The sequence below is a fragment of the Paraburkholderia sp. HD33-4 genome (assembly GCF_021390635.1).
Taxonomy (GTDB): domain Bacteria; phylum Pseudomonadota; class Gammaproteobacteria; order Burkholderiales; family Burkholderiaceae; genus Paraburkholderia.
The window spans coordinates 934,150-957,569 of sequence record NZ_JAJEJS010000001.1; the positions used below are offsets into that span (position 1 = coordinate 934,150).

23 protein-coding genes are annotated in these 23,420 nt (G+C 57.5%); 12 read left to right on the forward strand and 11 right to left on the reverse strand.

What is annotated here, in order from left to right; genetic code table 11:
* Positions 1-311 precede the first annotated feature (311 nt).
* The gene (locus L0U84_RS04170) at positions 312-659 is read left to right on the forward strand and encodes an ArsR/SmtB family transcription factor (protein ID WP_233847995.1); all 348 of its coding nucleotides are present in this window, start codon (positions 312-314) and stop codon (positions 657-659) included.
* Positions 660-726: 67 nt separating this feature from the next.
* On the opposite strand, the gene L0U84_RS04175 is transcribed toward L0U84_RS04170, so the two are convergent.
* Genes L0U84_RS04175 through arsH form a run of 3 tightly spaced genes read right to left on the reverse strand, consistent with a single transcriptional unit; the run spans position 727 to position 2,216 of the window.
* Complete coding sequence (locus tag L0U84_RS04175) at positions 727-1,194, reverse strand: ArsI/CadI family heavy metal resistance metalloenzyme (RefSeq protein ID WP_233847998.1); 468 nt, start codon at positions 1,192-1,194, stop codon at positions 727-729.
* Positions 1,195-1,515 (reverse strand): ArsR/SmtB family transcription factor, encoded by a 321-nt coding sequence (locus L0U84_RS04180; RefSeq protein ID WP_233851927.1) that lies wholly within the window; start codon positions 1,513-1,515, stop codon positions 1,195-1,197.
* A gap of 14 nt (positions 1,516-1,529) precedes the next feature.
* Positions 1,530-2,216 carry an arsenical resistance protein ArsH gene (gene arsH, locus L0U84_RS04185; RefSeq protein ID WP_233851929.1) on the reverse strand — a complete coding sequence of 229 codons (687 nt, stop codon included), beginning with the start codon at positions 2,214-2,216 and terminating at the stop codon, positions 1,530-1,532.
* Positions 2,217-2,470: 254 nt separating this feature from the next.
* Between arsH and L0U84_RS04190 the strand changes: the two genes are divergently transcribed.
* The 7 genes from L0U84_RS04190 to L0U84_RS04220 all read left to right on the forward strand — a co-directional run bounded on the left by L0U84_RS04190 (position 2,471) and on the right by L0U84_RS04220 (position 9,529).
* Positions 2,471-3,736, forward strand: a complete 1,266-nt coding sequence (locus tag L0U84_RS04190; RefSeq protein WP_233851930.1) for an MFS transporter — start codon at positions 2,471-2,473, stop codon at positions 3,734-3,736.
* Positions 3,737-3,757: 21 nt separating this feature from the next.
* Positions 3,758-4,222, forward strand: a complete 465-nt coding sequence (gene arsN2, locus L0U84_RS04195; RefSeq protein ID WP_233848002.1) for an arsenic resistance N-acetyltransferase ArsN2 — start codon at positions 3,758-3,760, stop codon at positions 4,220-4,222.
* Positions 4,223-4,946: 724 nt separating this feature from the next.
* On the forward strand, positions 4,947-5,465 hold the full coding sequence (locus L0U84_RS04200; protein ID WP_233848003.1) for a gamma-glutamylcyclotransferase family protein: 519 nt from the start codon (positions 4,947-4,949) through the stop codon (positions 5,463-5,465).
* Positions 5,466-5,612: 147 nt separating this feature from the next.
* Positions 5,613-7,334: a hypothetical protein gene (locus L0U84_RS04205; RefSeq protein ID WP_233848004.1), complete on the forward strand. Its 1,722-nt coding sequence runs from the start codon at positions 5,613-5,615 to the stop codon at positions 7,332-7,334.
* Between the two features lie 41 nt (positions 7,335-7,375).
* Positions 7,376-8,137, forward strand: coding sequence for a DUF3431 domain-containing protein (locus L0U84_RS04210; RefSeq protein WP_233848008.1), 762 nt, complete (start codon positions 7,376-7,378; stop codon positions 8,135-8,137).
* A 93-nt stretch (positions 8,138-8,230) separates the two neighbouring features.
* A complete protein-coding gene (locus tag L0U84_RS04215) occupies positions 8,231-8,977 on the forward strand; it encodes an HNH endonuclease (protein WP_233848010.1) in 747 nt (248 codons plus the stop codon).
* Between the two features lie 297 nt (positions 8,978-9,274).
* Complete coding sequence (locus L0U84_RS04220; protein ID WP_233848012.1) at positions 9,275-9,529, forward strand: hypothetical protein; 255 nt, start codon at positions 9,275-9,277, stop codon at positions 9,527-9,529.
* 38 nt (positions 9,530-9,567) lie between these two features.
* On the opposite strand, the gene L0U84_RS04225 is transcribed toward L0U84_RS04220, so the two are convergent.
* From L0U84_RS04225 to L0U84_RS04250, 6 genes are all read right to left on the reverse strand, one after another.
* Positions 9,568-9,909 (reverse strand): H-NS family nucleoid-associated regulatory protein, encoded by a 342-nt coding sequence (locus L0U84_RS04225; RefSeq protein ID WP_233848014.1) that lies wholly within the window; start codon positions 9,907-9,909, stop codon positions 9,568-9,570.
* Between the two features lie 109 nt (positions 9,910-10,018).
* Positions 10,019-10,285 (reverse strand): hypothetical protein, encoded by a 267-nt coding sequence (locus tag L0U84_RS04230; RefSeq protein ID WP_233848016.1) that lies wholly within the window; start codon positions 10,283-10,285, stop codon positions 10,019-10,021.
* Between the two features lie 21 nt (positions 10,286-10,306).
* Positions 10,307-10,612: a hypothetical protein gene (locus tag L0U84_RS04235; RefSeq protein WP_233848018.1), complete on the reverse strand. Its 306-nt coding sequence runs from the start codon at positions 10,610-10,612 to the stop codon at positions 10,307-10,309.
* A gap of 489 nt (positions 10,613-11,101) precedes the next feature.
* Positions 11,102-11,710: an RNA 2'-phosphotransferase gene (locus L0U84_RS04240; protein WP_233848019.1), complete on the reverse strand. Its 609-nt coding sequence runs from the start codon at positions 11,708-11,710 to the stop codon at positions 11,102-11,104.
* A 116-nt stretch (positions 11,711-11,826) separates the two neighbouring features.
* Positions 11,827-12,483, reverse strand: a complete 657-nt coding sequence (locus tag L0U84_RS04245) for a hypothetical protein (protein WP_233848020.1) — start codon at positions 12,481-12,483, stop codon at positions 11,827-11,829.
* A gap of 184 nt (positions 12,484-12,667) precedes the next feature.
* Positions 12,668-13,111: a BPSL0761 family protein gene (locus tag L0U84_RS04250; RefSeq protein WP_233848021.1), complete on the reverse strand. Its 444-nt coding sequence runs from the start codon at positions 13,109-13,111 to the stop codon at positions 12,668-12,670.
* Positions 13,112-13,954: 843 nt separating this feature from the next.
* On the opposite strand from L0U84_RS04250, the gene L0U84_RS04255 reads away from it, so the two are divergent.
* The 4 genes from L0U84_RS04255 (at position 13,955) to L0U84_RS04270 (ending at position 19,701) form a co-directional block, all read left to right on the forward strand.
* On the forward strand, positions 13,955-14,191 hold the full coding sequence (locus L0U84_RS04255) for a helix-turn-helix domain-containing protein (RefSeq protein ID WP_233848022.1): 237 nt from the start codon (positions 13,955-13,957) through the stop codon (positions 14,189-14,191).
* A gap of 347 nt (positions 14,192-14,538) precedes the next feature.
* A complete protein-coding gene (locus L0U84_RS04260) occupies positions 14,539-15,465 on the forward strand; it encodes an HNH endonuclease signature motif containing protein (protein ID WP_233848027.1) in 927 nt (308 codons plus the stop codon).
* Between the two features lie 401 nt (positions 15,466-15,866).
* Positions 15,867-18,371, forward strand: a complete 2,505-nt coding sequence (locus L0U84_RS04265; RefSeq protein ID WP_233848030.1) for a DUF2726 domain-containing protein — start codon at positions 15,867-15,869, stop codon at positions 18,369-18,371.
* Between the two features lie 178 nt (positions 18,372-18,549).
* Complete coding sequence (locus L0U84_RS04270) at positions 18,550-19,701, forward strand: GNAT family N-acetyltransferase (protein ID WP_233848032.1); 1,152 nt, start codon at positions 18,550-18,552, stop codon at positions 19,699-19,701.
* Here L0U84_RS04270 and L0U84_RS04275 read toward each other — a convergent pair.
* Positions 19,667-21,070 (reverse strand): hypothetical protein, encoded by a 1,404-nt coding sequence (locus L0U84_RS04275; RefSeq protein ID WP_233848034.1) that lies wholly within the window; start codon positions 21,068-21,070, stop codon positions 19,667-19,669. The two genes, L0U84_RS04270 and L0U84_RS04275, sit on opposite strands and share 35 nt — an antisense overlap.
* Complete coding sequence (locus L0U84_RS04280) at positions 21,067-23,166, reverse strand: hypothetical protein (protein WP_233848036.1); 2,100 nt, start codon at positions 23,164-23,166, stop codon at positions 21,067-21,069. Before L0U84_RS04280 ends, L0U84_RS04275 begins: the two co-directional genes overlap by 4 nt.
* Between the last annotated feature and the right edge of the window lie 254 nt (positions 23,167-23,420).

A 23,420-nucleotide genomic window follows, 5' to 3' on the forward strand; every position in this document is an offset into this window, starting at 1 on the left:
CACGACGCGCAGACAGCCCGTGGTCGCGGGTATGGCCGCTATCTGCTCTGGGGGTGGCTCCGGCTGGTACTGGGAATCGCCCAGATGGCGTTGGTGGGTGCCGCTGTCGTCGCGTTCCTGTACAGTGGACTGTCCGACGTGACCGTCGGCTGTTTCCTGGCGGCAAGCGCCGCAACGCTGCTCAGCCGCGTTCTCTACCATGGTCGCCATCAACCTGATAGCGACCAGGAACCGTAACCATGGCCTCCTTGTCGCACCTTTGTCGTCTGGTCAGGTTTAGAATACCTGGCTAACTCAAGCGACTACGTACCATGAAGGAAAAGGACGCAATCAAAGCCCTGTCTGCGTTGGCCCAGCCGACGCGCCTTGCGATTTTCCGCCTGCTCGTCACGGCCGGCCCGGACGGACTGAGCGTGGGCGTTATCCAGGAGTCACTGGACCTTGCGAGCGCCACCTTGTCGTTCCATCTGAAAGAGTTGACCCACTCCGGTCTCGTGTCTTCTCGTCAGGAAGGACGCTTCGTGTACTACGCGCCCGAGATTGAGCAAATGAATGACCTTGTCGGTTTTCTCACGGAGAACTGCTGCCAGGGCGTGGATTCGGCCGCGTGCACGCCGAAGAAAAAGGTCAAGTGCAAGCCCAAGGCTGTTCCTGCCTGACTGGTTCGGCAGGGATTGGCGTGAAAAAAATGGCCGCCCTTGGGACGGCCATTTGTCTTTCAATTGCTTAACAGCAACTGGATTTTCGCGGAATCGCGGCAGGGATTGAGGTCGTTGGCATGCAGCAGGCCCCGCCTTGCTCCGATGCCGTCTGGCTGTCCGCACCGTAAAGGGGAATGTTCCCCAGCGTGTGCCAGGTTTCCCATGGCACGCCGGCCGGGTCCTTTGCCCAATATTTGTTCGACGATGCGTAGCAGCACTGCGCCCCGCGCTGGTCAACGACGTCCAGGCTCGCCGCAAACGCCTGCTCGCGTAGCGACGAAAGTTCTTCGTCACTATCGACCTGGAAGCCGAGGTGGTTCACACCGGTTGCACCGCCTCGGGCCGAAATTGCGAAGTTGACGCGCGGGTCCTCCAGCATCCACTTCGCGTAGTCGTCCTTGAGTACGGTCGGCTCAGCTCCGAAGAGACCAGTGTAGAAGCGCACGCTTTCGTCGAGCTTCGGCACCACAACGTGTACATGGAATCGCTTCATTTACGCCTCCGTTTCGTTGGAAGGGCACGCGCATTCCTGCGCTGCGCAACAGTTTTCGAGCAAAAAGTCGATGAGTGCCTGCATGTTGTCGTAGTTGGCGCTGTAGATGACGTGCCTTCCCTGTGAGCGCCCCTCAATCAGGCCAGCGTGACTCAACTCTTTCAGATGGAAGGACAGGCTCGGCGCGGGCATGTCGAGTGCCTCGGCGATGGCACCTGCACTCATACCGGGTGGCCCTGCCGTAACAAGCAGGCGAAAAGCGGCAAGACGGGATTCCTGTGCGAGCGCCGCAAGCGCCGTTACAGCCAGTTTCGTATCGATGGTGGCCATGAGATTTACTCGAGCTCTTCCTGTTCGGACGCTTCGTCCAGACCCATTGCCAGGGATGCAAGGTCGCTCTTCGGGTCGAGTGGCCGGTCGGCTTCGACCCGCTCGCTGTAGCGGTCAACGAGGTAATCCGCGCGCCCACGAAGCAGCAGCGTGAATTTCACCAGTTCCTCCATCACATCGACCAGCCGGTCGTAGTACGACGACGGCTTCATCCGTCCGGCTTCGTCGAACTCCTCGTACGCCTTCGCAACTGACGACTGGTTGGGGATGGTGAACATGCGCATCCAGCGCCCGAGCTGACGTAGCTGGTTCACCGTATTGAACGACTGGGACCCGCCGCTGACCTGCATGACTGCGAGCGTTCGTCCCTGGGTAGGGCGAATGCCACCCATCTCCAGAGGCAACTGGTCAATCTGCGTCTTGATGATTCCCGAAATCGTGCCGTGACGTTCCGGGCTGCACCATACGTGTCCCTCGGACCAGAGGGACAACTCCCGCAACTCCTTGACCTTGGGGTGGTCGTTGCCTTCGACAGCATCAGGAAAAGGCAGACCGAGCGGGTCGAAAATGCGGGTCTCGGCACCGAATAACTGGAGCAGACGGGCTGCTTCCTCGACAAGGAGGCGCGAATACGAGCGCTTGCGCAGCGAGCCATACAGCAACAGGACGCGGACCGGCGGGGCGTCAGGCATACCGAGTCGGGCTGCGATGGATGTGTCCAGAAAATCCGGCTTCGCGGCGGGGAACGTCGAGGAATTCACGAGGGTAGTCATCACGATGTATCAGCTAATCTTCAATGATTCCAAGTTTATGGAAATATCAAAGAATTGCAAGTAGAATCGATTCATCGAGCGACTGCGTCGCCGCGACGCACCCACCCTAATCAGGGCCGCACCACAGGTGGTACGACATGGAGCGCATCAAATTGAATTCGCAGACGAAGACGATGGAGCCCGGTGTTTCGCCGTCGACAGAAAAAAACGGATTGGTCGCGACATGGGCGCTCGCGGTCGCGCAACTTGTATCGTGGGGTTCTGTCTACTACGCCTTCTCGCTCTTTGTCGTGCCGATGGAGCACACGATGGGCTGGAGTCGGACGCATACGAACGCCGCGCTATCGTTTGGCCTGCTGGTGTCTGGCCTTGCGGCCTATCCACTTGGCACTTGGATTGACCATGGCCACGGTCGTCGAATCATGGTCCTGGGCTCAATACTCTCAAGCGCCATGCTGCTGCTCTGGTCGCAGGCCCAGACGTTCGGAACGCTCTTCATTGTCTGGGGTGGCCTCGGGGTCTCGATGGCGGCGACGCTCTACGACCCGGTATTTGCCATTGTTACGCGTGACTATCCCCGGAGCTTCCGCACGAAAATCACACTTATTACTTTGGTGGCAGGCTTCGCAAGCACCGTATTCATTCCGCTGACGCAGGGCTTTGTCGAATGGTTCGGTTGGCGGGGCGCGCTCGTCGCGCTAGCAGCACTCAATCTGGCCGTCTCGCTGCCCATTCACGTGTTCGCAATCAGCTCGCGTGCTGCAAGTGCGTCCTCGGATAGCCAGAGAGCGAGGATACGAGAAGCGAACAAGGCGTCAACCCAGCGGGCGCTGCGCACCCCGACGTTCTGGGCGCTTGCCGGGTGCTTCACGGCGTACTACGCAACGTTCGCAGCGCTGACGTTTCATCTTGTCCCGCTCATGGTCGAGCGAAAGGCCTCCAGTGCTGTAATCCTGACTACGATGGCTATCATTGGTCCGGCTCAGGTTGTCGCGCGCGCACTTTGGTTTGCCGCCGGACGTAACGTGAAGCCGGCTGTCGTTGGTATCGTGGTGACAACAGTTTTCCCGGTATCGGTTGTGGTGCTCCTTCTGGCCGGCACGTCTCCCTATGCGCTTGCCGCGTTCGCACTTCTCTACGGTGGTGCGAACGGCATGATGACAATCCTGCGCGGAACCATCGTGCAGGACCTGATGTGGACGGAAGGGTATGGCGGCATCAGTGGCCTGCTCTCGATGCCGTCAAACATCGCGAAAGGTATTGCGCCGATATCTGCAGCAGCGATATGGAGCATCGAGAAAAGGTACGCACCAGTCGAATGGGTCGTGCTACTCGTCTCGTTGATTTCGGCCGCAGCGTTTGTGCTCGCAATCTGGTTTGCGCGGGAGGTCCACTTGAGCAAGCACGGACCTTCTCCACGCGCGCTTGCTCGAGACTAAACTGAAAGGGGGGACCGCGATATGGAAATTCGGAGCGCTCGTACAGACGAAATTGATGCGATACGCGAATTGCTTGCTCAGTGTGGCCTTCCAGTGGAGGACGTATCGGGTTCGGCGCCAATACAGTTTCTGGTGGCGGTCGTGGATAGCGACAGTACGATTGTCGGGTGTGTGGGTTTGGAAGCGTATGGCACTGTTGGTCTGCTGCGCTCCCTCGCGGTTGCCGCGGATGCTCGCCAGAGGAGGATTGGCGTCGCGCTCGTTGCGGAAGCGGAAAGTGTGGCTAGACGAGCGGGCATCGAAGGGTTGTACTTGCTCACGACTACGGCGAGCCGATTTTTTCAGGCAAATGGATATGAGGTGGCCGGTCGAGAGGTCGTGCCGCGCGCCGTCAAGCAAACGACGCAATTCTCGACGCTATGTCCCGCAACAGCGGTCTGCATGAAAAAGCCCATCGCGAATACAAGTGCGTTGCGGCACGCATGAGGAAGATAAGCGCTCCACATTGATGTGCCGCCACGCCGCTCATGCAGTGCACGATTGTCAAAACTCATGCGCGAACGGGCGCCGGGTTGACGGCCGCCAGACGGGTGCCAGCAAGGCCACAGTCGCCAATCGACATTAGTCCCGTTACCTGATTGCTGTTCTCGCGTCTCTTTGATTGCAAAATGTTCGGGCGATTGTCCAGCGCTTGTCGCTTGCACTTGAGAGCTCTCAGATTTACGTACACGAACCTTGGCCTATGTGCCTTCTGCGTTACACCTTAGATGTGGTCCAAGGACTTGCGTGCTGCCACAACGGCACAAGTGGCGACAATAACGAGAAGCAGTCGCTTTACCTCATGATGCTACCGGCCTAGCTGGCAGCGAGGTCAACGGGTTGCATCACGCATGCTCATCGGATTTGAGAATTCTCAAATCCGATGAGAGGCGCCGAGAGACGGGCAGCCAATATCGGATGTCTTGACCCCACCCTTGGAATGAGACGGCCTTGGCTGTCAAGTTTGAGGAAGCGCATCGATAAGAAATTGGGTGAGACGAGAGAAAGCGCGTCGGGAACAAAGAGGAGGCATGGGACTCGCGCAACTCGGCCTGTCGTTTGAGCTGGTGTCGTACATGCTGCGCCACTCCAACAAACGAGCACGATTTCTCGCGGCGGTCCAAGGTAGGCGTGATAATGGCGCTCAGCCGCTTATTGACACGGGGGGCACATGCTTCAGCCAAATGAGTTCACTTACTTTGCATACGGGTCGAACATGAGCGAGCCGCGGTTGGCCCAGCGCATCAAGACCCTTCGGCGTATCGCAATCGGCCATCTCGATGGGTATCGCCTCACATTCGACAAGGTGTCCAAAGATGGTTCTGGCAAATGCGATTGCGAGCTTACCAGGGAGGCTACTCATCGGGTCTGGGGCGTTCTCTTCGCGATAGAGCTCACAGAGCAAGCTATGTTGGACACATTTGAAGGCGCTGGAAACGGTTACGAACGCCAGGAGGTTAAGGTGACGACTGACCATGGAATCGTCGGGGCAGTCACCTATTTCGCGACCAGGAAGGCGCCGGGACTGAGTCCTTACCACTGGTACAAGCATCACGTGCTGTTCGGCGCTCGTGCAGCCCAGTTCCCACCCGAATACATTGCTGCAATCGAGTCCGTAGCTTCAGTTGAAGACCCCAAGCCTGCTCGAGCGGTTGAGCAACTTGCAGTTTACAACGACGACCGGGCGTAACGCCGGACCATGTCAAGGCTCGCGATGCGAGCAAGATGACATTCTGTAGTTGGAAAGCCTTGGGTCGCCCCGTCGACCGCCTCGGCCACGTCCAACATCAAGGGCTACGCGAACCCTATCTTTCGCGAACATAGCTATCGAATTGGTATGTCTGACATCAGGCAAAAGCTCGAAAATATCCTGACCGCAAACATTGGGATTGGCGTTGGGCGCAAAGAGGAGCAACCGGACCTCTACGAGTTCCTCGCTCACGAACGGCACGCAGACAGAGTCGTTCTGTACGCAAGCGCCTTCGGCACTCTGGGGTCCGTGCTCATACAATCGGTGCTTGTACCGAGCGCTTCAATAGACCTTAGTGCGGTCTCCGACTTCACCGATTGGCGCGGTAATCCATTCGATAGCCCGAGTTGCGGACTCGTTTACGGCGGCGGCGAAGGAGCCCGTGTTGAATACGAACACGGAGCGCTTGGGGCCTCGGGGATGCTGGCTGATGCCAGACGAACGGTCTTTGGAAGGTCCTTCGACGCGCTCCGTGATGGAGCGAATTATTACGAACTCTCCCAAGAGCTGACCTTGGCGCATGGTTTGCACTGGATGGAGGAGCGCAGCGCGTGGTGTCGCCTTGACGACAGGGGCGATGTCGAGGATGTCGCGAAGGTGGAGGTTGAGGAGAGTTCAGGGACTGAGCTGAAGACGACGATGGTAACGGTCGACCGGAAATTAATGAATCTCCACATGGCCGCTACAGATACTTGCCTGTTTCAAATGTTCGACGTCGACGTTCGTCACAACAAATTCCACATGTTTGACGGTGGGGTTGAACAGGATTTTGTTGACGCGTGGAGCGAGCTGGTTCTGAAGTACCGGATTGATGACCATCGTGCGAGCTATTTCCGGGGCGGGCAGATATTGCGGCCGCCGCTTGATGCCCATGGACTGGGGGATGCCTTGTATGCAGCCCAGAACGCTCCAAGGCAATACGCGACTTTCATCACGCAGGACTTTAAAAACGGAGAGGTTGCAGACGTCAGTTGTGACCCGATGAGTCTCGCTTCGTACTTCGAGCCTAACTCCGCGCTGCCGTTCCAGACTTCCCCTGTCTTCTTCCGTCCCGAAGTGCTGGACAAGTACAAGGCGGACCCGGACAAGTACCGTCTCGACTCTCGGACGATAACGTGCCGCAACTCCTGGTACCTTAAGACGTACGATTTCAACGAGGCTGGCCAGGTGCACACGATGATTACGTACCTTGGAAACCTTCCCTTTGACGAGCAAATTTACTGGAAGTCGTTCAACGAAAAGCCAAAATCTCCCATCTCGAAACGCTCTTTCCAGACTGACTTCCAAGGCACGTTTGCGAGCGACCGCGACCCTCTTGACGAGCTGAAAGCAAAGCTTGGAAATATGGCGGCACATAGGGAGCCGTGGTTCACTCTGCGCGAACCACGGCTCGTGGAGCAACTGCACTATCCGTTGACGCTTGCTAACAAGGGCTGGAATGACGTCATTGTGAATCTGGCGAAGTGCGTAACAGAGGGGCTTGAGAAGCGATGCATTGAGGCCGCGGCGCGCGCCCGTGGGAGTGATGCGCAGCCCACTTGGGGTTCAATTAAATGGCTTGATGAACTGCTGAGAAGGTTGGAGGTCGATGATGACCGAGTTAGAGAGATATGCGAGCCACTTTTTGAGTTGCAGCGTCTGCGCAGCAAGCTTGCTGGCACGCATGCGACAGGGAGCGACGCTGCGGAGATTCGTAAGGTCTTGTTGAAAAAGCACAAAACGCCACATGAGCATATCAAAGCGTTGACCGCGCAACTGCTGCATTCGATGGTCAGCTTAACTGAACTGCTCGAGGCAGTTGACCATTGAGTCGTGGCACTATATAGAACAACATTCGGACCAAGACATTCGTGAATTTCGAGTTCTTCGAGAAGTATGAGGCAGCTATCCGGGGCTACCAGGGCGACCCGCAGTCTCAATCGCTTCGCATGCATCGAAACGGCGACCTGGTCGTGTATTACGCACCGTTCGAGTGGGTGAACCCCTCTGCGAAGGTCGTGCTAGTAGGCATTACCCCCTGGAAGGCGCAGGCCGACATTGCGTTGACCGAGGCTCAACGCGCGCTGGTTGAGGGTCTGCCGGTGCCCGAGGTGCTTCGGCGCGCCAAACTCGCAGCCGCGTTTGCTGGGAGGGCGCGCCTACGTCTCATATCGCTCCTCGACCATATTGGCCTGCATCAGTGGTTGGGCCTGCGCTCAAGCGACGACCTTTTCGGCGAGGCGAGCGACTTACTGCAGGCGACGTCCCTGTTTCAATTTCCCATCTTCAGCAAAGGTGAGAATTTCCGGGGGGTGATACATCCCGAGAGAGACCCAATGCTACGCCTGCAGATGCGAGGCCACTTCGGCAAGATGGCCAAAGCCATGCCGGATGCCGTCTTCATACCGGTGGGCGCGGCAACGTCGAAAGGCGTCGAGTGGCTAACCAAGGAAGGCTTTCTAAAAAAAGAGCGAGTGTTGCATGGCCTTCCTCACCCGGGCAAAGAAGCCAGCGACCACACTGCATATTTCCTTGGCGAAAAGGAGCGCGCCGACCTGTCCCACCACACAAACGCCGACAAGATTGACGCGGCGCGTGACTATCTTCGGAGGGCGATGGCCGCTCTGAGCTGAGGATGTTACCGGCGCAGAGGCCGACGTCGAGCACCGGACGCATGAGAGGTGGTGAAATGAACTCAACCCTTGCTTTCTTTCGATACTCAGGACATGCCCCGTTACCTTGTTCCTTCATCTGCTTTCCAGCTCGCCCTTGAGTTGGCCCGCGCGGTTGTCGCCGGGAGCCTGCAATTGCCGCAGGCCGAACGAGCATTGCGCGATTCCCATCCTGAAATGTCACCTCGCGCTGCGAAGGGCTACATCGGAAGTTACGTTGCAATGCGCCGCGGCACGAGAGGCTTTGCGACGACTATAGCGGCCGACGCGTGGAGACTTTACTTGGCGGATATTGCTCAAGACGGCGCCGGCCCGCTATCAGTTGCGCTGGACGCGTTCTTGTCCCATATCGTCTATATCCAGGGCAAAACGAACGGACCGGAGGCTCCACTTCACAACGTGCACGACGAGTTCGTCGGGTTGCTGAAGGGGATGGCCGTCCACGAGGCAGTCCTCGAGAATCTGGACGTGGCTGTCGGTCAGTCTCTGAAGGCTTCTGCGCAAGAACGTAGAGAGCGTCTCGCCAGTGCAAACAAGCAGCCCGAGCAAGTTGTCGTGTTGACCCGGACTTTCAGGCGGAATCCGGACGTCATTGCGGAAGTCCTGCTGCGAGCGGATGGGGTTTGTGAAGGATGTGGGAAGTCGGCACCGTTTCAGCGTTCAGACGGTAGGCCCTACCTCGAGGTGCATCATCGCCAACGTCTGGCTGACGGCGGCGACGACAGCGTTGAGAACGCTGTGGCTTTGTGTCCGAACTGTCATCGCGAGCGGCACCACGGTACCAAGTACGCGAACAATTGACACCTCGGGCGTCGACCGCGAACCACGCCGCGAGCTGACTTACGAGGTCGCTAGGCTGGTGCCGGCGCGAATTTGCAATGGAGAAGCGACAACGAACCCAATGTTGTCGCCGTGCACGCAGCCGTCAGCACCAGAGAGCAAGCACCATCTGGGGCGTTACTCGAAAAGAGCATGCTTTCGTATGACGACTATGGAACATCAAATACACAATCGACTGCGACGGGAATCCGTCGAGCGCGCTTAATGCAGCATTGGGGCGTGCTAGGATGAATCGCACGGAGCACGTGGAGACGTCACATGGAGGCGTTCACTGACACTTATCTAGGGCTCGAGATTCATGTGCAGGTTTTCTCCATTTCATCTGGAGAAGCTGACGTCTCTTGCCGCATCGTCGACCCATCCGACCTGCGGCTTGCGCCGCTCACAGCGGAGGTCATGCGGGTACCTGGCGGCCCGTTTCCTCGCACGGCGGCGGTACGCATTGGGTTGGCTTATTGCATGGGCGTCATCGATGCCTATCGCGACGAAGGCGACGAGCACACTCTTCATTGACGATGCCATCGGGCCCGAAGCAGGCCGGGAGGCAAATCTCAGGCAACCCCGAGACTTTCGGTGTTGATGGTGGCCAGTCTGCTGCCAGCGAACGGGTCACCGGCCCAATCTACACTGGCTCGCTTGCCTGATACGGATTCCGGCGTCCCGCTGAGTGCAAAGTGCTCTAGCGATTGCCCGGCGCTGGTCGCCTGCAATACCCACCGCGGGGCATCGCTTTTGCCGTCCCAGGTGTTGCCACTGGCGTCGCGGTAACGTACCGCTCGCAGTTTCTCCTGGTCAGCCGCGATTGACGCGGCTACATCGTCTGGTTCGATTCCCAGTTCGGCCATCCTTCGGCGAAGGTAGGCCACAATGCTGTCTCGTTTTCGTTCGTCCATCTACGTGTGCTCCGCTCTTCATACAATTCTTGAGCAGATGTGTTCAAGTCGTCTGTCGCCAGGATAACACAGCTCCGAATGGGCATTATCGACGGCGGCTGGCGAGGCATCACGTGGTCGGCCTCTGTTCCCTGGTAGCTTGCCGTTGTGCGGCTCGTTGCTCCGCATGCTTCTTCGCAACGTGATGACCGACGATGCAGCCGCCGACTGCGCCGGCGACTGCGTGGTGGCCGGCATAGTGTCCGGCTACACCGCCCACGACGGCGCCTTTGAGGCAGCCGGCGGCATTTGCTGTTCCTGCCGCCACCAGTCCTAAGGCGGTAGCCGCAACGAACGTACTGATTCGGCAATTCGGTTTCGTGACTGGCACCTGCATGGTTTTACACGTTGAACCGGCTTAATAGCCCCAGCCACCGCGGTCGTGCCACTCGCGCTCACGCCATTGGTGCTCGCGACGTTCGTGTTCTCGCCATTCATGTTCCCGCCACTCACGTGCGCGCCAGCCATCGTCGTCGCGGTAGGCCATCGCAACTGGAGCAGGCGCGTACGCAACAGGCGGAGGGGCAACGTAAGCCGGTTGTGCCGGGATGTAGGCTACGCCAGGAACGCCAATCCCCAAAGCAACATCCACGTGCGCGCTTGCGGCCGTCGACGCGGCCAGTGCGGCTGCGCCCAGTACCACGCCGAGAATCGTCTTCTTCATTTCCGTTACTCCTTCGCACGGTGTGCGCGCTGTTGGTGAGCACGGTTCGGAGTGTAGGAGGCGGACCAGGACACAGGTGAAACGACGGTGCGAGATTGGTAACAACGAGTTAGTAATGGCCTTCGACCGCGCACCACCTCTTGGAAGTTGACTCGTCGCGTGCGCCGCGACGTGCAAACATTCTGTCTTGCAAAGGGTTGGTTGCAGCCTAATCGCGCTAGACTCATACAAGCAGAACACCGGAATTTCGTTATGGCTTCCAACCTGAAAGCCTTGCTTGCGCGCGCGACCCCGCTATCCGCGGAGAGAGCTCATGCGCTTATCGAAGCGAACATGAAGGCGAATGCTCATCGCTGTCAGCCAGCGTCCGACTCGTCAGAAGCGATGGAAAGCGAGGATGCCCCGGTAGAAGACCAGGACCACCCGGCTGTGCCCGAGCGATAGGTGAAAGTTGCGGCGTATTCGCTGGCCTGCTAGCTGAGCGTAAGGTCACTCTCTGAGACGGGCGAGATAAGTGGCCGGGACTTGCGTGGTAAGCCAAACCCCGTTATCGGACCGCGAGAAAGCAAAGCCGTCGCTATGCATCCGTGCTGCGTCGACTACAAGTACGATTGGGCGGCCGTGGCGAGCGCCTACACGTGTCGCGGTATCCACATCGGCGCTCAGGTGTACCGCGTGCCTGCTCTGGGCCGTCAGACCCTCGCTGGCGATGGATGCCCAGTTGCTCCAGGCAGTGCCGTGATAGAGGATTGCCGGAGGTTCCGCAGCTGCGTACCCCAGGTCTATCTCTATAGAGTGGCCTTGTGCAGCGCGTATTCGCTCGCCATCAGGGGAAAGGGAAAAGCGCTGCTTGTCGTTCGTAACCACGACTGCCGAAATGAGTTCCTTCGTGACAGTCGGCAGCGTTCTCAGACGCTTAGGGGCGCCCGCTTTACGCGCGGTCCGCTCTATTGCGCGGACAAGTTCGTCGACGGATACCCAGCCTTGACTGTCGAGACGTATGCCAACCATCTCTGGTTCATGCCGCAGTATTTTCGACAGTAGTTTGCTCAGCGCGACGTGCCCATCTGATGGATGACACTCTGTATCGGTGTTCATATGGTCAATTCTCGAGCGAAACTATTCCGCAAATCACTATGGCGTCCAACTCAGCGAACGCGATAGGTGTGTGTCTCCGCGAGTGGTAGGCAGCCCAAGCGCTTGGTCACCTTCGCTTACCGCTCCGCGAAATCTGCGGCTGCCTTCAGTGCCAGCGTTACTTCCTCACGCATGAGAAGTCGGAGCGGCGTGAGACCGCCGAGCGACTCTGCCGGCGTCGTGAAGAATTTCCACTTGCTCCAGCCGGTTGAGTCACCCAACCGCCGCACGACCTTCGCAAAGTCCTTGCGGTCGAACAGGTTTGAGAGAAAGAACGTTGGGTAGTGTGGCTCGGCCTCAAATTCAACGCTGAAGATTCGGCCTGAAGCGACGTCCTTGCTCAGTCTCTTTTCTGTGATGCCTAGTGCCCGGCAGAAATCTTCCCCGCACAGCAACTTCCCTTGAAGTACAAGGGAGTACCGTTCCACGTTTGCCGCAGAAAAATCAGTCAATCCCCCGAGTTCCGACGCCCGTCGTCTGGTGCGATTGCCTTGTTTCTCGTCTTCTTCACGAAGCGAGCTTAGGTCCAGGTTCAACGCTGTAGCGACACCGATGGCTTGCATGAGGCGTGTTTTGAAGCGCCGCCCAAGTTCTGCATCAGGAATGTCAAGAAGTGCTACGGCGCCTGTTGGGTCGAACAGGATTGCCGCAACGACGGCGGTATTGATGAGATGTTGCAATCGTGCGTTGTGGAACGATGGATTGTCCTTCGTATCGTGCGGATGTAGTGGCATTTTCATCTCCGTGCTTTACCTCTACCAAAGCCTGTTGGCGCTGAATCAACTCACCCAACGCCCAAGTCGGGAATGGCATCAGCAACAGTTCTGCGTCTTGCCCTTCAAGCCGCAGAGCGCCTGGAGCGCAGCTGACCTTTTAGCGCTTCGCAAATCGTGGGCCACGCTATTCGCCATTGCGACCCTACGCATCGTCGTCCGCTGATTGCGCGAGTAGCTGCTCCGTAACCTCTTTGCATATGCCGGCGCTGTTTGCTTCGAACCAGAGTTCCCACACGTCCTCGACGTCCCAAAACGAACCCGGTTTGCCGACGAGTTGATAGACAAGTCCGGAGCGCGCCTTTGCGCGCATCGCTTGGCGGTCAAATGAGACAAGAGACGAGGCAACGCATCCCTTGCACAGGGAGTCGTAGCCGACAAGATGCTTAAAGCCGTCAGCGGTCTCGATGATTCTCCAACGCGATAACGAGACATCAGGCTTGACCGCGGCGAGCGGATAGTACCGAAAGAGCCCCACCGCCTCTTCTCGGAGGTCGCCGTTGTTCGCGCAGCTTTCGTCGGAGGAGAGCATCTGCAGAAATCTACGCGTCTCGACAGCTACGCTGCTACGTTCATGTGCTGTGGTCATATGTTGCTCGCATTATCTAGGACGGTCGGTATGCACTTCAGTGAGGCTCGCAATATGGCGCGGGACGAAGGGCGACATGGCAGTCGAGTCCTGAGTGCGATGAAGTTATTTCGTTGGAAGGTCGAAGGGAAAAGGCGCTACGCATGCATCGCAGTAGACGTGTCGCCAGTGAATCTCGCGGAACCTCCCTGGCTTTCCGCAGCTTTCGCACGTACAACGAGACATAGCCGCCGCTTGCTCGATTGATTTGCGGATACGTCTCCACGCGGCCACGTCGCAAAGGTGGCCACTCTCAATGTCCATCATCAATGCGCCCGCTACCTGGCTGACGTCTCTGCAAAATGGAAGTAGGGGATAGGCTTTCCTGCCTGAAAGAAGCTCTTCGTCCATGGCGGAGATGCTCTCTGGATTCTGGAACGGCTCTGACCACATCGTTTGTAGCTCATGCTCAATATCTCGTGCGGCTGCTTCGATGATTGGATACCAGCCTGGACCACATTGAATGCCGAAATTCGCAAGGTTCGACGGGTATGCCTCTGGGTTCCGCGCCGCACGAAAAAGCAGCGGATATCGCGAAACTAACTGGCTCTGCTCGGCAGTCAGGCTCGGGCATTGCAAGTTGAGCACCTTGTCGCGAAGACGCGCGCTGTGAACCATCGCCGAAGGGCCTCCGTCGTTCTGTTTGTCGATGCGCTGGCCGCCAAGAGGAGTCGACGTATGACAGGTCCTTGGAGGCATGCATATACCGTGATGAGTGCATTGTATACGTTTACGCAGTATATGTTTAGACGGTAGATGTTTGAGAAGTAGACGGAAAGGTCATGTTGCGCCAACCTCCGGCCCATGACCGAAACCGACAGCAAAGACATCGACCCGTACCTCCGACGCCGGCTGGCAGAACATGTCCGGCGCCTTCGCTCGGAAAAAGGCATCTCCCAGGAAGCGCTCAGCGTCCAATGCGGCTTCCACCGAACGTATGTGAGCCATATCGAACGGGCTGCAACTAACATTACGCTTGATAACCTGCAAAAGCTCGCGTCGGGGCTTGGCGTAGACCCGGCGGAATTGCTTGTCGGCTAACTTGGAAGCGGCGTGGTTGTGCCGCCTTCATTTCGAGCAAGCATCGCGTAGACGCGTTTTGAGAACGCGAGACGCCGTCTGGAGAGCAGGTCCATGGAGTCCCGATGGACAAGTCGACATCTGCGTAGGTTCGTCCTGAACGTTCCGGCCATTCATGCCGTGAGGACGGTTCGCACAGCAAAGCCGGGCATCCAGGAACAAGGCCGGTGAGGCTGCGTAGAAGTGAGCGATGCACGTGCAATCGGCAGTGTCATTTCCCATCTTCTGGCAGACAAGACCGAGGAAAGAATAGAAGGGCACGCGAACTCCCTGCAAAACGCCAGGCGCTCCCACCCTCAGAAAAATATATGACAACTCTGGCAGACCTGAAACCAGTAGCGATACAGCGCGTCCGAGACATCGCGGAGAAAGTCGGTGTGCCTATGACGACGCAGTACGATTGGTGCTTCAAAGGCGATGGCGGTCCCTACCTGGTCAACATCTGGCATGACAATATGGATGAGGATGGTGATGAGATTTTCTTCATCGACACTGCTTCCGACTGGGCGCAAGAGAATATCGACACGGCCGCTCCAGTCCAGTTGAATCGTGCAGACGCCGTATCTGCGCTGATGCTAGAAGCCTACTACCGCAAGAAGCCGATTCATGTGGCTATCCTCGATGGAGTACGGAGAAAGAAAGGGCTGAGGGAGACGAGCGAGGCTCATCAGCGCGAGCTTGACCCTGTCCTCTGGTACCCACATCACCGAAATGAAGACCGGCGGATTGTGGTTATTCGCGGCAAACCGCAACTCGCCGAGTTCGACGGCTACGCCGAAGACCAAGAGTATGAGAAGCAGCGCAACGCCTCTCCGGCCCCTGCTGTTCCTGCGAAGAAGGTCATAGCTCCGGCCACGGCGATTTACGAGCGCGACTCGGCGGTAGTGCGTGCGGCGAAGCTGCGGGCTGCAGATGGATGCTGTGAGCTATGTGGCAAGAAAGGGTTTGTGACGGCAAGCGGCGCGTACTACCTGGAGGCGCACCACGTCATTCCGCTGAATTGCGGTGGGGCTGACGACGAACGAAATGTTGTCGCGATTTGCGCGGACGACCATCGGCAAGCGCATTTCGGAGAGGACCGACATGAACTTCGTGACTCCATGATTTGGGACGTACTTGCAAAAAAATATCCCCATGACGAGGAGTTCTTTGAAGGCCTCGACGAAAAGTCCCATCAAATTGTTCAGAACGAAACCGCCTTAAGGCGGTTAGAAGAAAATAAAGTAGAAACGTAGGACGGAGGTGCCGTAGAGCTGTCGGTCTCAACGAAAGTCATGCGATACGAATCGCACCGACCCGAGCATATTAGAGCGGTCTATCAAGTGTTTGGCGACATGCATGACTTTCGCTTCGACCTGCCAAACGCCATACACGGCGAGAAGTGACGCGCCGTGATGGTAATAGGAGCTTTCGTTCAGGCGGCGGCATCCCTCTAGCTCCCCCATATCGACATATCGAGGCCAATGTGTCCCGTAAGAACAAGAAGTCTGGAGCTACCCGACGCGCTACCGCGGGCCACCATCCTGCATCCTCGACGGGGAGCAGCGTCAATTCCCAACCCCCCATAGGCGTCACGCTTGAAGACCTTCGGAAGCAGGTCCATCGTTGCGTCCAGGCAGAGCAGTGGAACGAGTTGTTGGAATTCGCCAACGCGCTGACGCCGCCGAGCATCGTTGACAAGACGGACAACGAGGCGGAATTTTGGATACTGAGTTCGAAGGTTGTCGCTTGGACGAAGGCACACGTCTCGTCAATCGAATTTGTGGACGCGCAAAACCGCTCAGCGCTCAAAGGTGCCGTAATGCGCATGGCCGCACTCGCGACGCACTTCTATCGCGCAGACGAGTTCAATATCTATCTGCGCCTGCTCGACTTCACCTTAGAGGACACGCTGCACGCGCTGGACCAATTGACGCGTGCCTGTATGGAACCGATGCAGTTCAAGTGGGTTGAACGTCTGCGAAGCGAAGCCCTGTCCTTGATGTTCCCTGACGAGTACTGGGAGGAAGAAGACCTTCTTCCTGGGCAAAAGGAAGCGCTTGAGCAACTCCCAGACCTGGACCTTCTGCTAAGAGAAGCCTATGCGCGAGCTTCGAAGATGCCTGGGCTTGAGGATGACGACAAGATTCGATTGCTGGCTATGCAAACGGAACTGGACATGCTCGCCGCCACACCGAGCGACGCTCCGGCTGTGCGCGCAGCGTTGGCGAAGCTTCCCGAACCTGTGCTGCCCGATGAGTACGTGGGAGAAGACTTGGACGACGAGTACTTATCCCGACAGGAATTGATTCCGTCAGGCTGGGGGTTCCTGTGGGAGATGGGTTTCGCAAAGCCCAATGACTACGCAGCCGTCCTTGAGAGATACCCCGGGCCTTTCGCGCACGATTTCTCCGACGGTCTCGCGGCAATGATGCGCAGCATCTTGGCGACTCACGAGAATGACCGCGACCGCTACCTGGTTAGCGCAGTCAATTATCTCTCCCGGTACGCGCGTGTCTCGGACATCGAGGCGGGCGGCTTGATGGTGCAGGGCACAGACGGTCCAGAATCGATTCCGTTTGCATTCTCGGGCCTTCGAAAGCCCGCACCGGTAGACCTTCTCGTCTCGGTGGTTCACCCACTGACGAAAGCCTACCCGCGCCACCGAGAAGCATGTCAGCTCTATTTCAAGCTGGTGCACGCCATTTCGGCGTCGGGCGCCGACTACACGAAACAGCCTCACATGCAATTTGAGGACCTAGCGTGGCTTCGCGAAAAATCTTGCCGTTTCCAATGGATGGCCATGGACAGCGCAGTTACGCTGCGCGACCGCTTGCGATTTTTCCTTGATGCGCTGGTCCATCCTCAGGCTGCCGTGCAACTGCGCGAGCAGCCTATGCCCGCTTTCGATGGCGAGCTTAGTGCATCAGACATTTCGCTAGTGATTCCGCATCTCGAAGCGCTTGCCGCACGGCGGGACGAACTGGCTGGCGACCCCGAGAGATTGTGGCAAGGCAGTGCGGTGGCCGTGTTCAACAAGTTGCTCTCGGCGGAGGGGGAGGCGTTCGAGCGCATTGTCGAGCTATCGCGCGACCTTTCGTCAGACCTGGAGTCGCCGCGCGGATGGTTCATCAAGGGCTACCTGGAGCAGGTGAGCTCCTCGGGGACAAGATACGATGCACTGTGCTTCTATACGGCAAGTCTCAGTGCCTCATATGGTGGGCTCGATGCCATCAAAGGCAACCTCGTCACGTTGTGGAAGGGCGAAACCTCGGTTTCCGACATGAAGGACCATCTGCATCTCCTTGAAGCGGTGAAAACTGAGGACGTGCAGGCAACGAAGGCGCTCGCACAGATTCGTGAGAGCGCCCAGCGCCGACTTGATGAGTTGCAGCAGGCGGACCAGCATGAGCGAACGGCCGTGAACCGTTGGCCTGCGCTGAGCGGACCCGCCAAGACCTTGCTCGCGACGCTGCACCAGATTGACGGATTCAAAGGCTACGAGGAACTCGGCCGCTATGCCGGCATGTCCGCGGAGTGGGCGGGGAAACACCACAAGCGGCTCTTAGCTGAAGGGATGATTCGGGATACGCCGACCGGGTACGTTGTGAATCCGCACATCATTTCGCTTCTTGAGCGCGAAAATCAGCACTCGGTTGCCGGTCGAATTGTGCGGGCCAACGGTACCTCCGCTATCAAGCAGGTATTCAACAGCGAGCGCGAGTTCAGCATCTACCAGGTCGTGGTGCAACTGTGCCCGAACCACCTGGTGTTCCCGAATTGCTCGTTGCAAAGCATCATGAGCTACGACCGCCTGAAAGAACTGGTCGACCAGGATGATTTTGGGTACTACCTGCGCGCGAGCGTAGACATCGTGGTTGTGTCCAGTACCACATATCTGCCCATGCTGGCTATCGAAGTGGATAGCCCATGGCATGATACTGACCGTCAGCAGGAACGCGACGAGCGCAAAGACAGGCTCTTTTCCACGGCGGGAATTCCGTTCCTGCGCTTGCGCCCGCTCGGGCGACCGACGCCTGAAGTCGTGCGCGCTGAAGTTGCGTCTCACATAGCCGAGCTCGTGAGTGCGCTGCGTTCTGACATCCCGGGCTATGACCAGGCGCAGGGGTTGTTGCGCGACTTGGCGCGGCCCGCTGACTAAGCTGGCATGAGCCTGACTCCGGACATGTTCTTCGGAGATTTCAGTGGGTCCCCTCGTGGGAAGGACCTAATTGTCGCAGCCACGTTAGATTTCGTCCGCCTGAAGACTTTTGCCATATAGGCGACAATGCTGCTTTGCGCGTGTGCGCGGCGTGCAGACAGTCGTTGGGAGAGGCGTAGTGAGCAGCAAGGTCGAGATTTTGGTTGTCGATTCCCTTTCAGATGTGCCTGCAGAGGAGTGGAATGCGCTCGCTGCAGGCAATCCCTTCGTGGCGCACGAATATCTGTCAGCGATGCACACTACGAAATGCGCATCGAAGTCGACAGGGTGGCAGCCGACCTACCTGCTAATGCGGCGCGGAGGCGACCTCGCTGGCGCCATGCCGTTGTACCTGAAATCACATAGCCGTGGGGAATACGTCTTCGACCACGCCTGGGCGGATGCATTCGCGCGTCACGGTATCCAGTACTACCCCAAGCTCCTGTCCGCTGTACCGTTCACGCCTGTTACAGGCCCGCGACTGCTGGCGAAGACGCATGCCGACAGGGTACTACTCGCACGGGGAGCAATCGAGTTTGCAAAGCAGCTCGATGTGTCGTCAATCCACGTCCTGTTCTCCCACGAAGATGACCTTGAGGCGCTCACCGACGCTGGCTTCATGCTGAGAGAAGGTGTCCAGTTTCACTGGGAGAATTTTGGGTACCAGACCTTCGACGAGTTTCTCTCGAAGATGTCGCACGACAAACGGAAGAAGGTCAAGCAGGACAGGCGACGGGTCCACGACGCCGGCGTCACCTTCCGATGGCTACGGGGCCAGGAGATTGGCGAGGACGACCTCGACTTCTTTTACGGGTGCTACGAAAATACGTATCGGGAGCACTGGAACCCGCCGTATCTAACTCGCAAATTCTTTGGACTGGTTCATCGGTCGATGCCGGATGCACTGATGCTCGTTATTGCTGAGGCGAACGGGCAGCGGGTTGCGGTGGCGCTCAATGTTGTTCAAGGCGACACGATGTACGGCCGCTATTGGGGCACCAAAGAGTTCGTCTCTGGTCTTCACTTTGAAACCTGCTATATGCAGGGCATCGAATATGGCATTGCCAATGGACTGAAGAGCTTCGAGGGCGGAGCTCAAGGTGTGCACAAGATGTCACGCGGGCTGATGCCAACGCCCACGTGGTCCGCTCACTGGATTGCTGACCATAGGTTCGCGCACGCCATTAGCGAGTTTCTGGACCAGGAGACAGCGGCGATGGACGAGCATATTGACGAGCTCGAGGCACATACGCCGTTCAAGCGGCATCCAGCTCGGTCATCAGATTCATGATGCTCTGACGCAGCGGTGAGTCTGTCGCGACGCTCGCGTAACCTGCCGTCTCAACGCATTTTGCAAGAGTGTCGCGAAGCCTCGCAATCGTGCTCATCTGGACCGCAACGGTGTCATTGAGCTCTGCAATCCGGTTCTTCAGTACCTGCTCGACACTCAGCTTTCGTATCCTGCTCAGCACTCTATGATAAGAGTCTTGAGAGATAATCGATGCGTGGCCCAAGATGTCGGCTACGGCCATTGCGACATCCTCGTATGCAAGGGACAAGCCCTCGCGCTGGCGAAACTCAATCTCTTCGGCCCACGTGGACTCAGCAAACTTGCGACGGAACGAATGCGTGTTTGCTCCAATGTCGCTGCCAATCGCGCGAAACGCGGCCCGGAAGATTTCCGAGACCGCCGGATGTGTAAGAGGTAGGCCGGTATTTACTGATAGGAACAAACGCCCCTGATGTATCTTGGTGTCTGACTCGCTCAAGCCATGCTTCGCCAACAAGTCGAAACGTTCCTCGCTGATGTATCGCTTGACGGCCAACGCAAGGTTTATTGGTACAGGGAAGGCGCGCTGATAGCCAAACTTTTGCTCGGGTGGGACTATCGAGATGTTTGTCTCACCAGTACCAACTGCCTCGACAATGATTGAGTCTGCGAATTGGTCAACAGTAAGGCTATTCACGCTCGCACGACGCCAACCGAGGCCTTCGAACAAGCGCAAGAACAGGTCATTTCTCGCGGCAGTAGCTGCGCCGCCTGATGACCAGAAGAACTGTCGAATCGCTTCGAAATCTTCATCGGTTGCCCAATACTGCCTGTCGCTCGTACGCGACGCCTCGCCCACGTCTTGAAACTGCTTCGGGTACTTTAGCTTTGGGTCGCGCAGATTCTTATGTCCGGTGTTCTGGAGTTTGGGCAATGAAGACCGTACTGGAAAGATTGCAGAATTGCCGACAACCGACTGAATGAGTAGTGCGTCTTCCTGTGCCCACGTCAGGAACTCATAGACGACGCGCAGCCTTGAATTTGCAGTTCTCTTCGCAGTTTCCTCGTTTCTTGAGCTCGGTTTTAGTCTGGCTTCATCCTTAACCCAGTTGCGAAAGGTAACCAAAGTTCGGTCTGTAAGTCCTTCCCAGGACAGACCTTCTGATGCGAGGAAGCGCGCAAGGGCGAGAAGAGCGTAGCCAACGTGTTGCATACCAGAACGAAAAGCTCCGTCCGAGACGTTGGCGTCGCACTTGTCGCGGGCGACTCGCAACGTGTAATCGAGGAAGGGTTCTGACAGGTTGAGATGAGCGTCCCTAATAACTGGAATCCGCCGACCACCTGTCCAATTGACCCACATCATGGAAACGGGAAATTTTTTCGATTTCATATCTTGCAGAGGTTTAGCGAAGGAACATACGTCGACTCGGATTCCCGACGGCGCAAGGCATCTTCGAACACTCCTTCTGCGGCCAGAATTACAATCTCCCGGTCGGCCCGGGCAAGCGCGTGCCGGCACCACGAGTGGTTGAGAGTTTTGGACGACTCCATCGCAACAATGAGCTTCTTCCATCGCGAGAGCATTACATGTTGGACCTGCACCGCATGGCCCAGCGACATGAGTTCGCACTCTTGCAAAGTGAGGTCGACGTAGCCTGCCGTGTCGAAAAGTACACGCACGGCTGCTGCCGAAAGGCGAGCTGACCTAGAACGCCCGCTTTGGCTTATCCGAGCGATGACGCCTCGGCTTCCGGGAAATAGCCCCTTGGCATAGTCGCGTCCTAGGAAAATTACAACGTCGCCGACCGTAGCCTCCTGCTTGTTTCGCAGCTTTAATATAGGAGGCTCAGGGTCAGGTATAGCGAGATACTCCAACAGCTCTTCATGGACACGATGATTAAGCTCTGTCGCGAGATTGTGTGACGAGGCTACGATGACCCCATTATGGGGCTCGGTCTCAAAAACCGCGCGATAGGATTGAAGTGTCAGGTCGACCAACTCATTGCGCGTTCCCGCCTGCACAAACCGCAATGCTTTCAGGCGGTAGTCAGCCGGCCGGAATGTCCGTGACAAAATTGCCGGAAGGCGCACAAGTGGAGTCGTGCGCTCATGTTGCTCAAGGAAGGCGGAGACGTTCTCGTGCACAAGTGCGGGTTCGGAGAGGAGGGCGTTGAATATCTCTCCGGGACCGGAGCCGGCTGTCACGCTAGGGTCGCCGATAAAAATAAGGCGGGTCGCCTCTTGAACGTTGCGAAGCAGCTTGTTGACAAGCAACACGTCAATCGCCGTGCAGTCGTGAATGACAACAGTCATGCCGTCGACAGGTCGTGGTAACGCGTCGTCGATGATGAATTCACGCAGCAGATACCAGTCGAGCCGGAGTCTTCCTGTGTTGGCAAACAGCGCTGACGTCGGCGAAATGTGAATGGCTTTCGGGAAGCATCGTGCGACGGCCTCGACGGCAATGACCGCAGAGGCACCCGGCGCTTCGATAGTCGCGACGCGCGTTTCAGAAAGAACTTCTAACAAGCGTTGTTCGTGCGGACGCAATTCGGCATTGTGATTGTGTGGGCTGTTCGATTGAGGTCGAGCGTCTTGGTCCCGATTGAGAACGGACATGATGTGACGGTGAATGCTCGCCTCGATGTTAGTCATGCCAGCGCCTTGGACAAAGTCGTGTCCTTGACCTCGGACACGTCGAACTGAGCCGCCGGCTAGCCAAGGCCCAATCGAGGCATTTGGATGGATGTTCATTCCCGTCCGCGCCTGAAAGGCCTGCTCGAAAGCTTTGAGAGTCACAGCTGCTTTCCGGTGTGCCACCGCCGTATTGCAAATGGACTCGCAGCAACCCCGGATTCGTCGGGGACAATCGAAGGCGACCCCGAAGAATCGCGTCGCCGCGTTGTCGACTTCGTCCCAATCGCAAATCGCTGCTAACACGTAAGGGTCGGCCGATATAACGCTCACGGCGGAACTGTCCCACAACTCGGCAGCCAAGGCTGCGGTTGACCAAGAGAGGCCGCGCTCGAGCAGGAACCGACAAGTCTGGATTCGCGTCTTGTAGTCGGTCCACGCGATGGTCATTGCATTTGCCATCCTGCCATCTACGCCAGCGCTATTCAGTGCGGCAAAGTCGTGCGTTTCGAGCACGGAAAGCATCTGCACGCCAATCTTCCGGCAGATTTTGCTGATATGACGCTTACCAAGGGTCGAGAACGCGGGATGGTTCAAGAGTAGTTCAGGCGCTGAGTTCGCGGTTGGCAGCTCCGGCAGCACGAGTGTAGGAACAAACTGCTTCCCGTACACGTCAAGCCGGAAGTCACCGCTTAGCGTCAGACGTTCGCCAATAAACGGAGCGTCGTACAGTACTGAATAGTCGGCCTTTACACGAATTGGTTCGGCGCGCGTCTCGGCTTGCAAGCTGAAGATTGCTCCTCCTGTCGGAGATGCAGAAAACACGCGACGAACTGTGCCCGTGATTTTCATTTCAGTCGTTACTGGTCTCGGACTGAGGTGCCAGTGTCGTCGCCCCATCGCAAGCGGCGCAGCCTCGCGCGCAATGCTGCATTCTCACTTTGCAGTGCAATAACGACCTCACGAAGTCCCTCTGCGTCGACTGGCTTGTTCGCGGACGGGTGGGGGGCAGATGTGTCCTGACCAAGCAAGCGCTTGTCGAGTTGTTCGAAGAGCTCAGCAATTCTCGGATTGCTGTGCGCGGTGGACCGGGAGGCCCCAATCAA

Bases quoted from the DNA above. Each gene is read 5' to 3' on its own strand.
- L0U84_RS04170 (WP_233847995.1), top strand. From the start codon at position 312: ATGAAGGAAAAGGACGCAATCAAAGCCCTGTCTGCGTTGGCCCAGCCG.
- L0U84_RS04175 (WP_233847998.1), bottom strand. From the start codon at position 1,194: ATGAAGCGATTCCATGTACACGTTGTGGTGCCGAAGCTCGACGAAAGC.
- arsH (WP_233851929.1), bottom strand. From the start codon at position 2,216: ATGCCTGACGCCCCGCCGGTCCGCGTCCTGTTGCTGTATGGCTCGCTG.
- L0U84_RS04190 (WP_233851930.1), top strand. From the start codon at position 2,471: ATGGAGCCCGGTGTTTCGCCGTCGACAGAAAAAAACGGATTGGTCGCG.
- arsN2 (WP_233848002.1), top strand. From the start codon at position 3,758: ATGGAAATTCGGAGCGCTCGTACAGACGAAATTGATGCGATACGCGAA.
- L0U84_RS04200 (WP_233848003.1), top strand. From the start codon at position 4,947: ATGCTTCAGCCAAATGAGTTCACTTACTTTGCATACGGGTCGAACATG.
- L0U84_RS04205 (WP_233848004.1), top strand. From the start codon at position 5,613: ATGTCTGACATCAGGCAAAAGCTCGAAAATATCCTGACCGCAAACATT.
- L0U84_RS04215 (WP_233848010.1), top strand. From the start codon at position 8,231: ATGCCCCGTTACCTTGTTCCTTCATCTGCTTTCCAGCTCGCCCTTGAG.
- L0U84_RS04220 (WP_233848012.1), top strand. From the start codon at position 9,275: ATGGAGGCGTTCACTGACACTTATCTAGGGCTCGAGATTCATGTGCAG.
- L0U84_RS04225 (WP_233848014.1), bottom strand. From the start codon at position 9,909: ATGGACGAACGAAAACGAGACAGCATTGTGGCCTACCTTCGCCGAAGG.
- L0U84_RS04230 (WP_233848016.1), bottom strand. From the start codon at position 10,285: ATGCAGGTGCCAGTCACGAAACCGAATTGCCGAATCAGTACGTTCGTT.
- L0U84_RS04235 (WP_233848018.1), bottom strand. From the start codon at position 10,612: ATGAAGAAGACGATTCTCGGCGTGGTACTGGGCGCAGCCGCACTGGCC.
- L0U84_RS04240 (WP_233848019.1), bottom strand. From the start codon at position 11,710: ATGAACACCGATACAGAGTGTCATCCATCAGATGGGCACGTCGCGCTG.
- L0U84_RS04245 (WP_233848020.1), bottom strand. From the start codon at position 12,483: ATGCCACTACATCCGCACGATACGAAGGACAATCCATCGTTCCACAAC.
- L0U84_RS04250 (WP_233848021.1), bottom strand. From the start codon at position 13,111: ATGACCACAGCACATGAACGTAGCAGCGTAGCTGTCGAGACGCGTAGA.
- L0U84_RS04255 (WP_233848022.1), top strand. From the start codon at position 13,955: ATGACCGAAACCGACAGCAAAGACATCGACCCGTACCTCCGACGCCGG.
- L0U84_RS04260 (WP_233848027.1), top strand. From the start codon at position 14,539: ATGACAACTCTGGCAGACCTGAAACCAGTAGCGATACAGCGCGTCCGA.
- L0U84_RS04275 (WP_233848034.1), bottom strand. From the start codon at position 21,070: ATGAAATCGAAAAAATTTCCCGTTTCCATGATGTGGGTCAATTGGACA.
- L0U84_RS04280 (WP_233848036.1), bottom strand. From the start codon at position 23,166: ATGAAAATCACGGGCACAGTTCGTCGCGTGTTTTCTGCATCTCCGACA.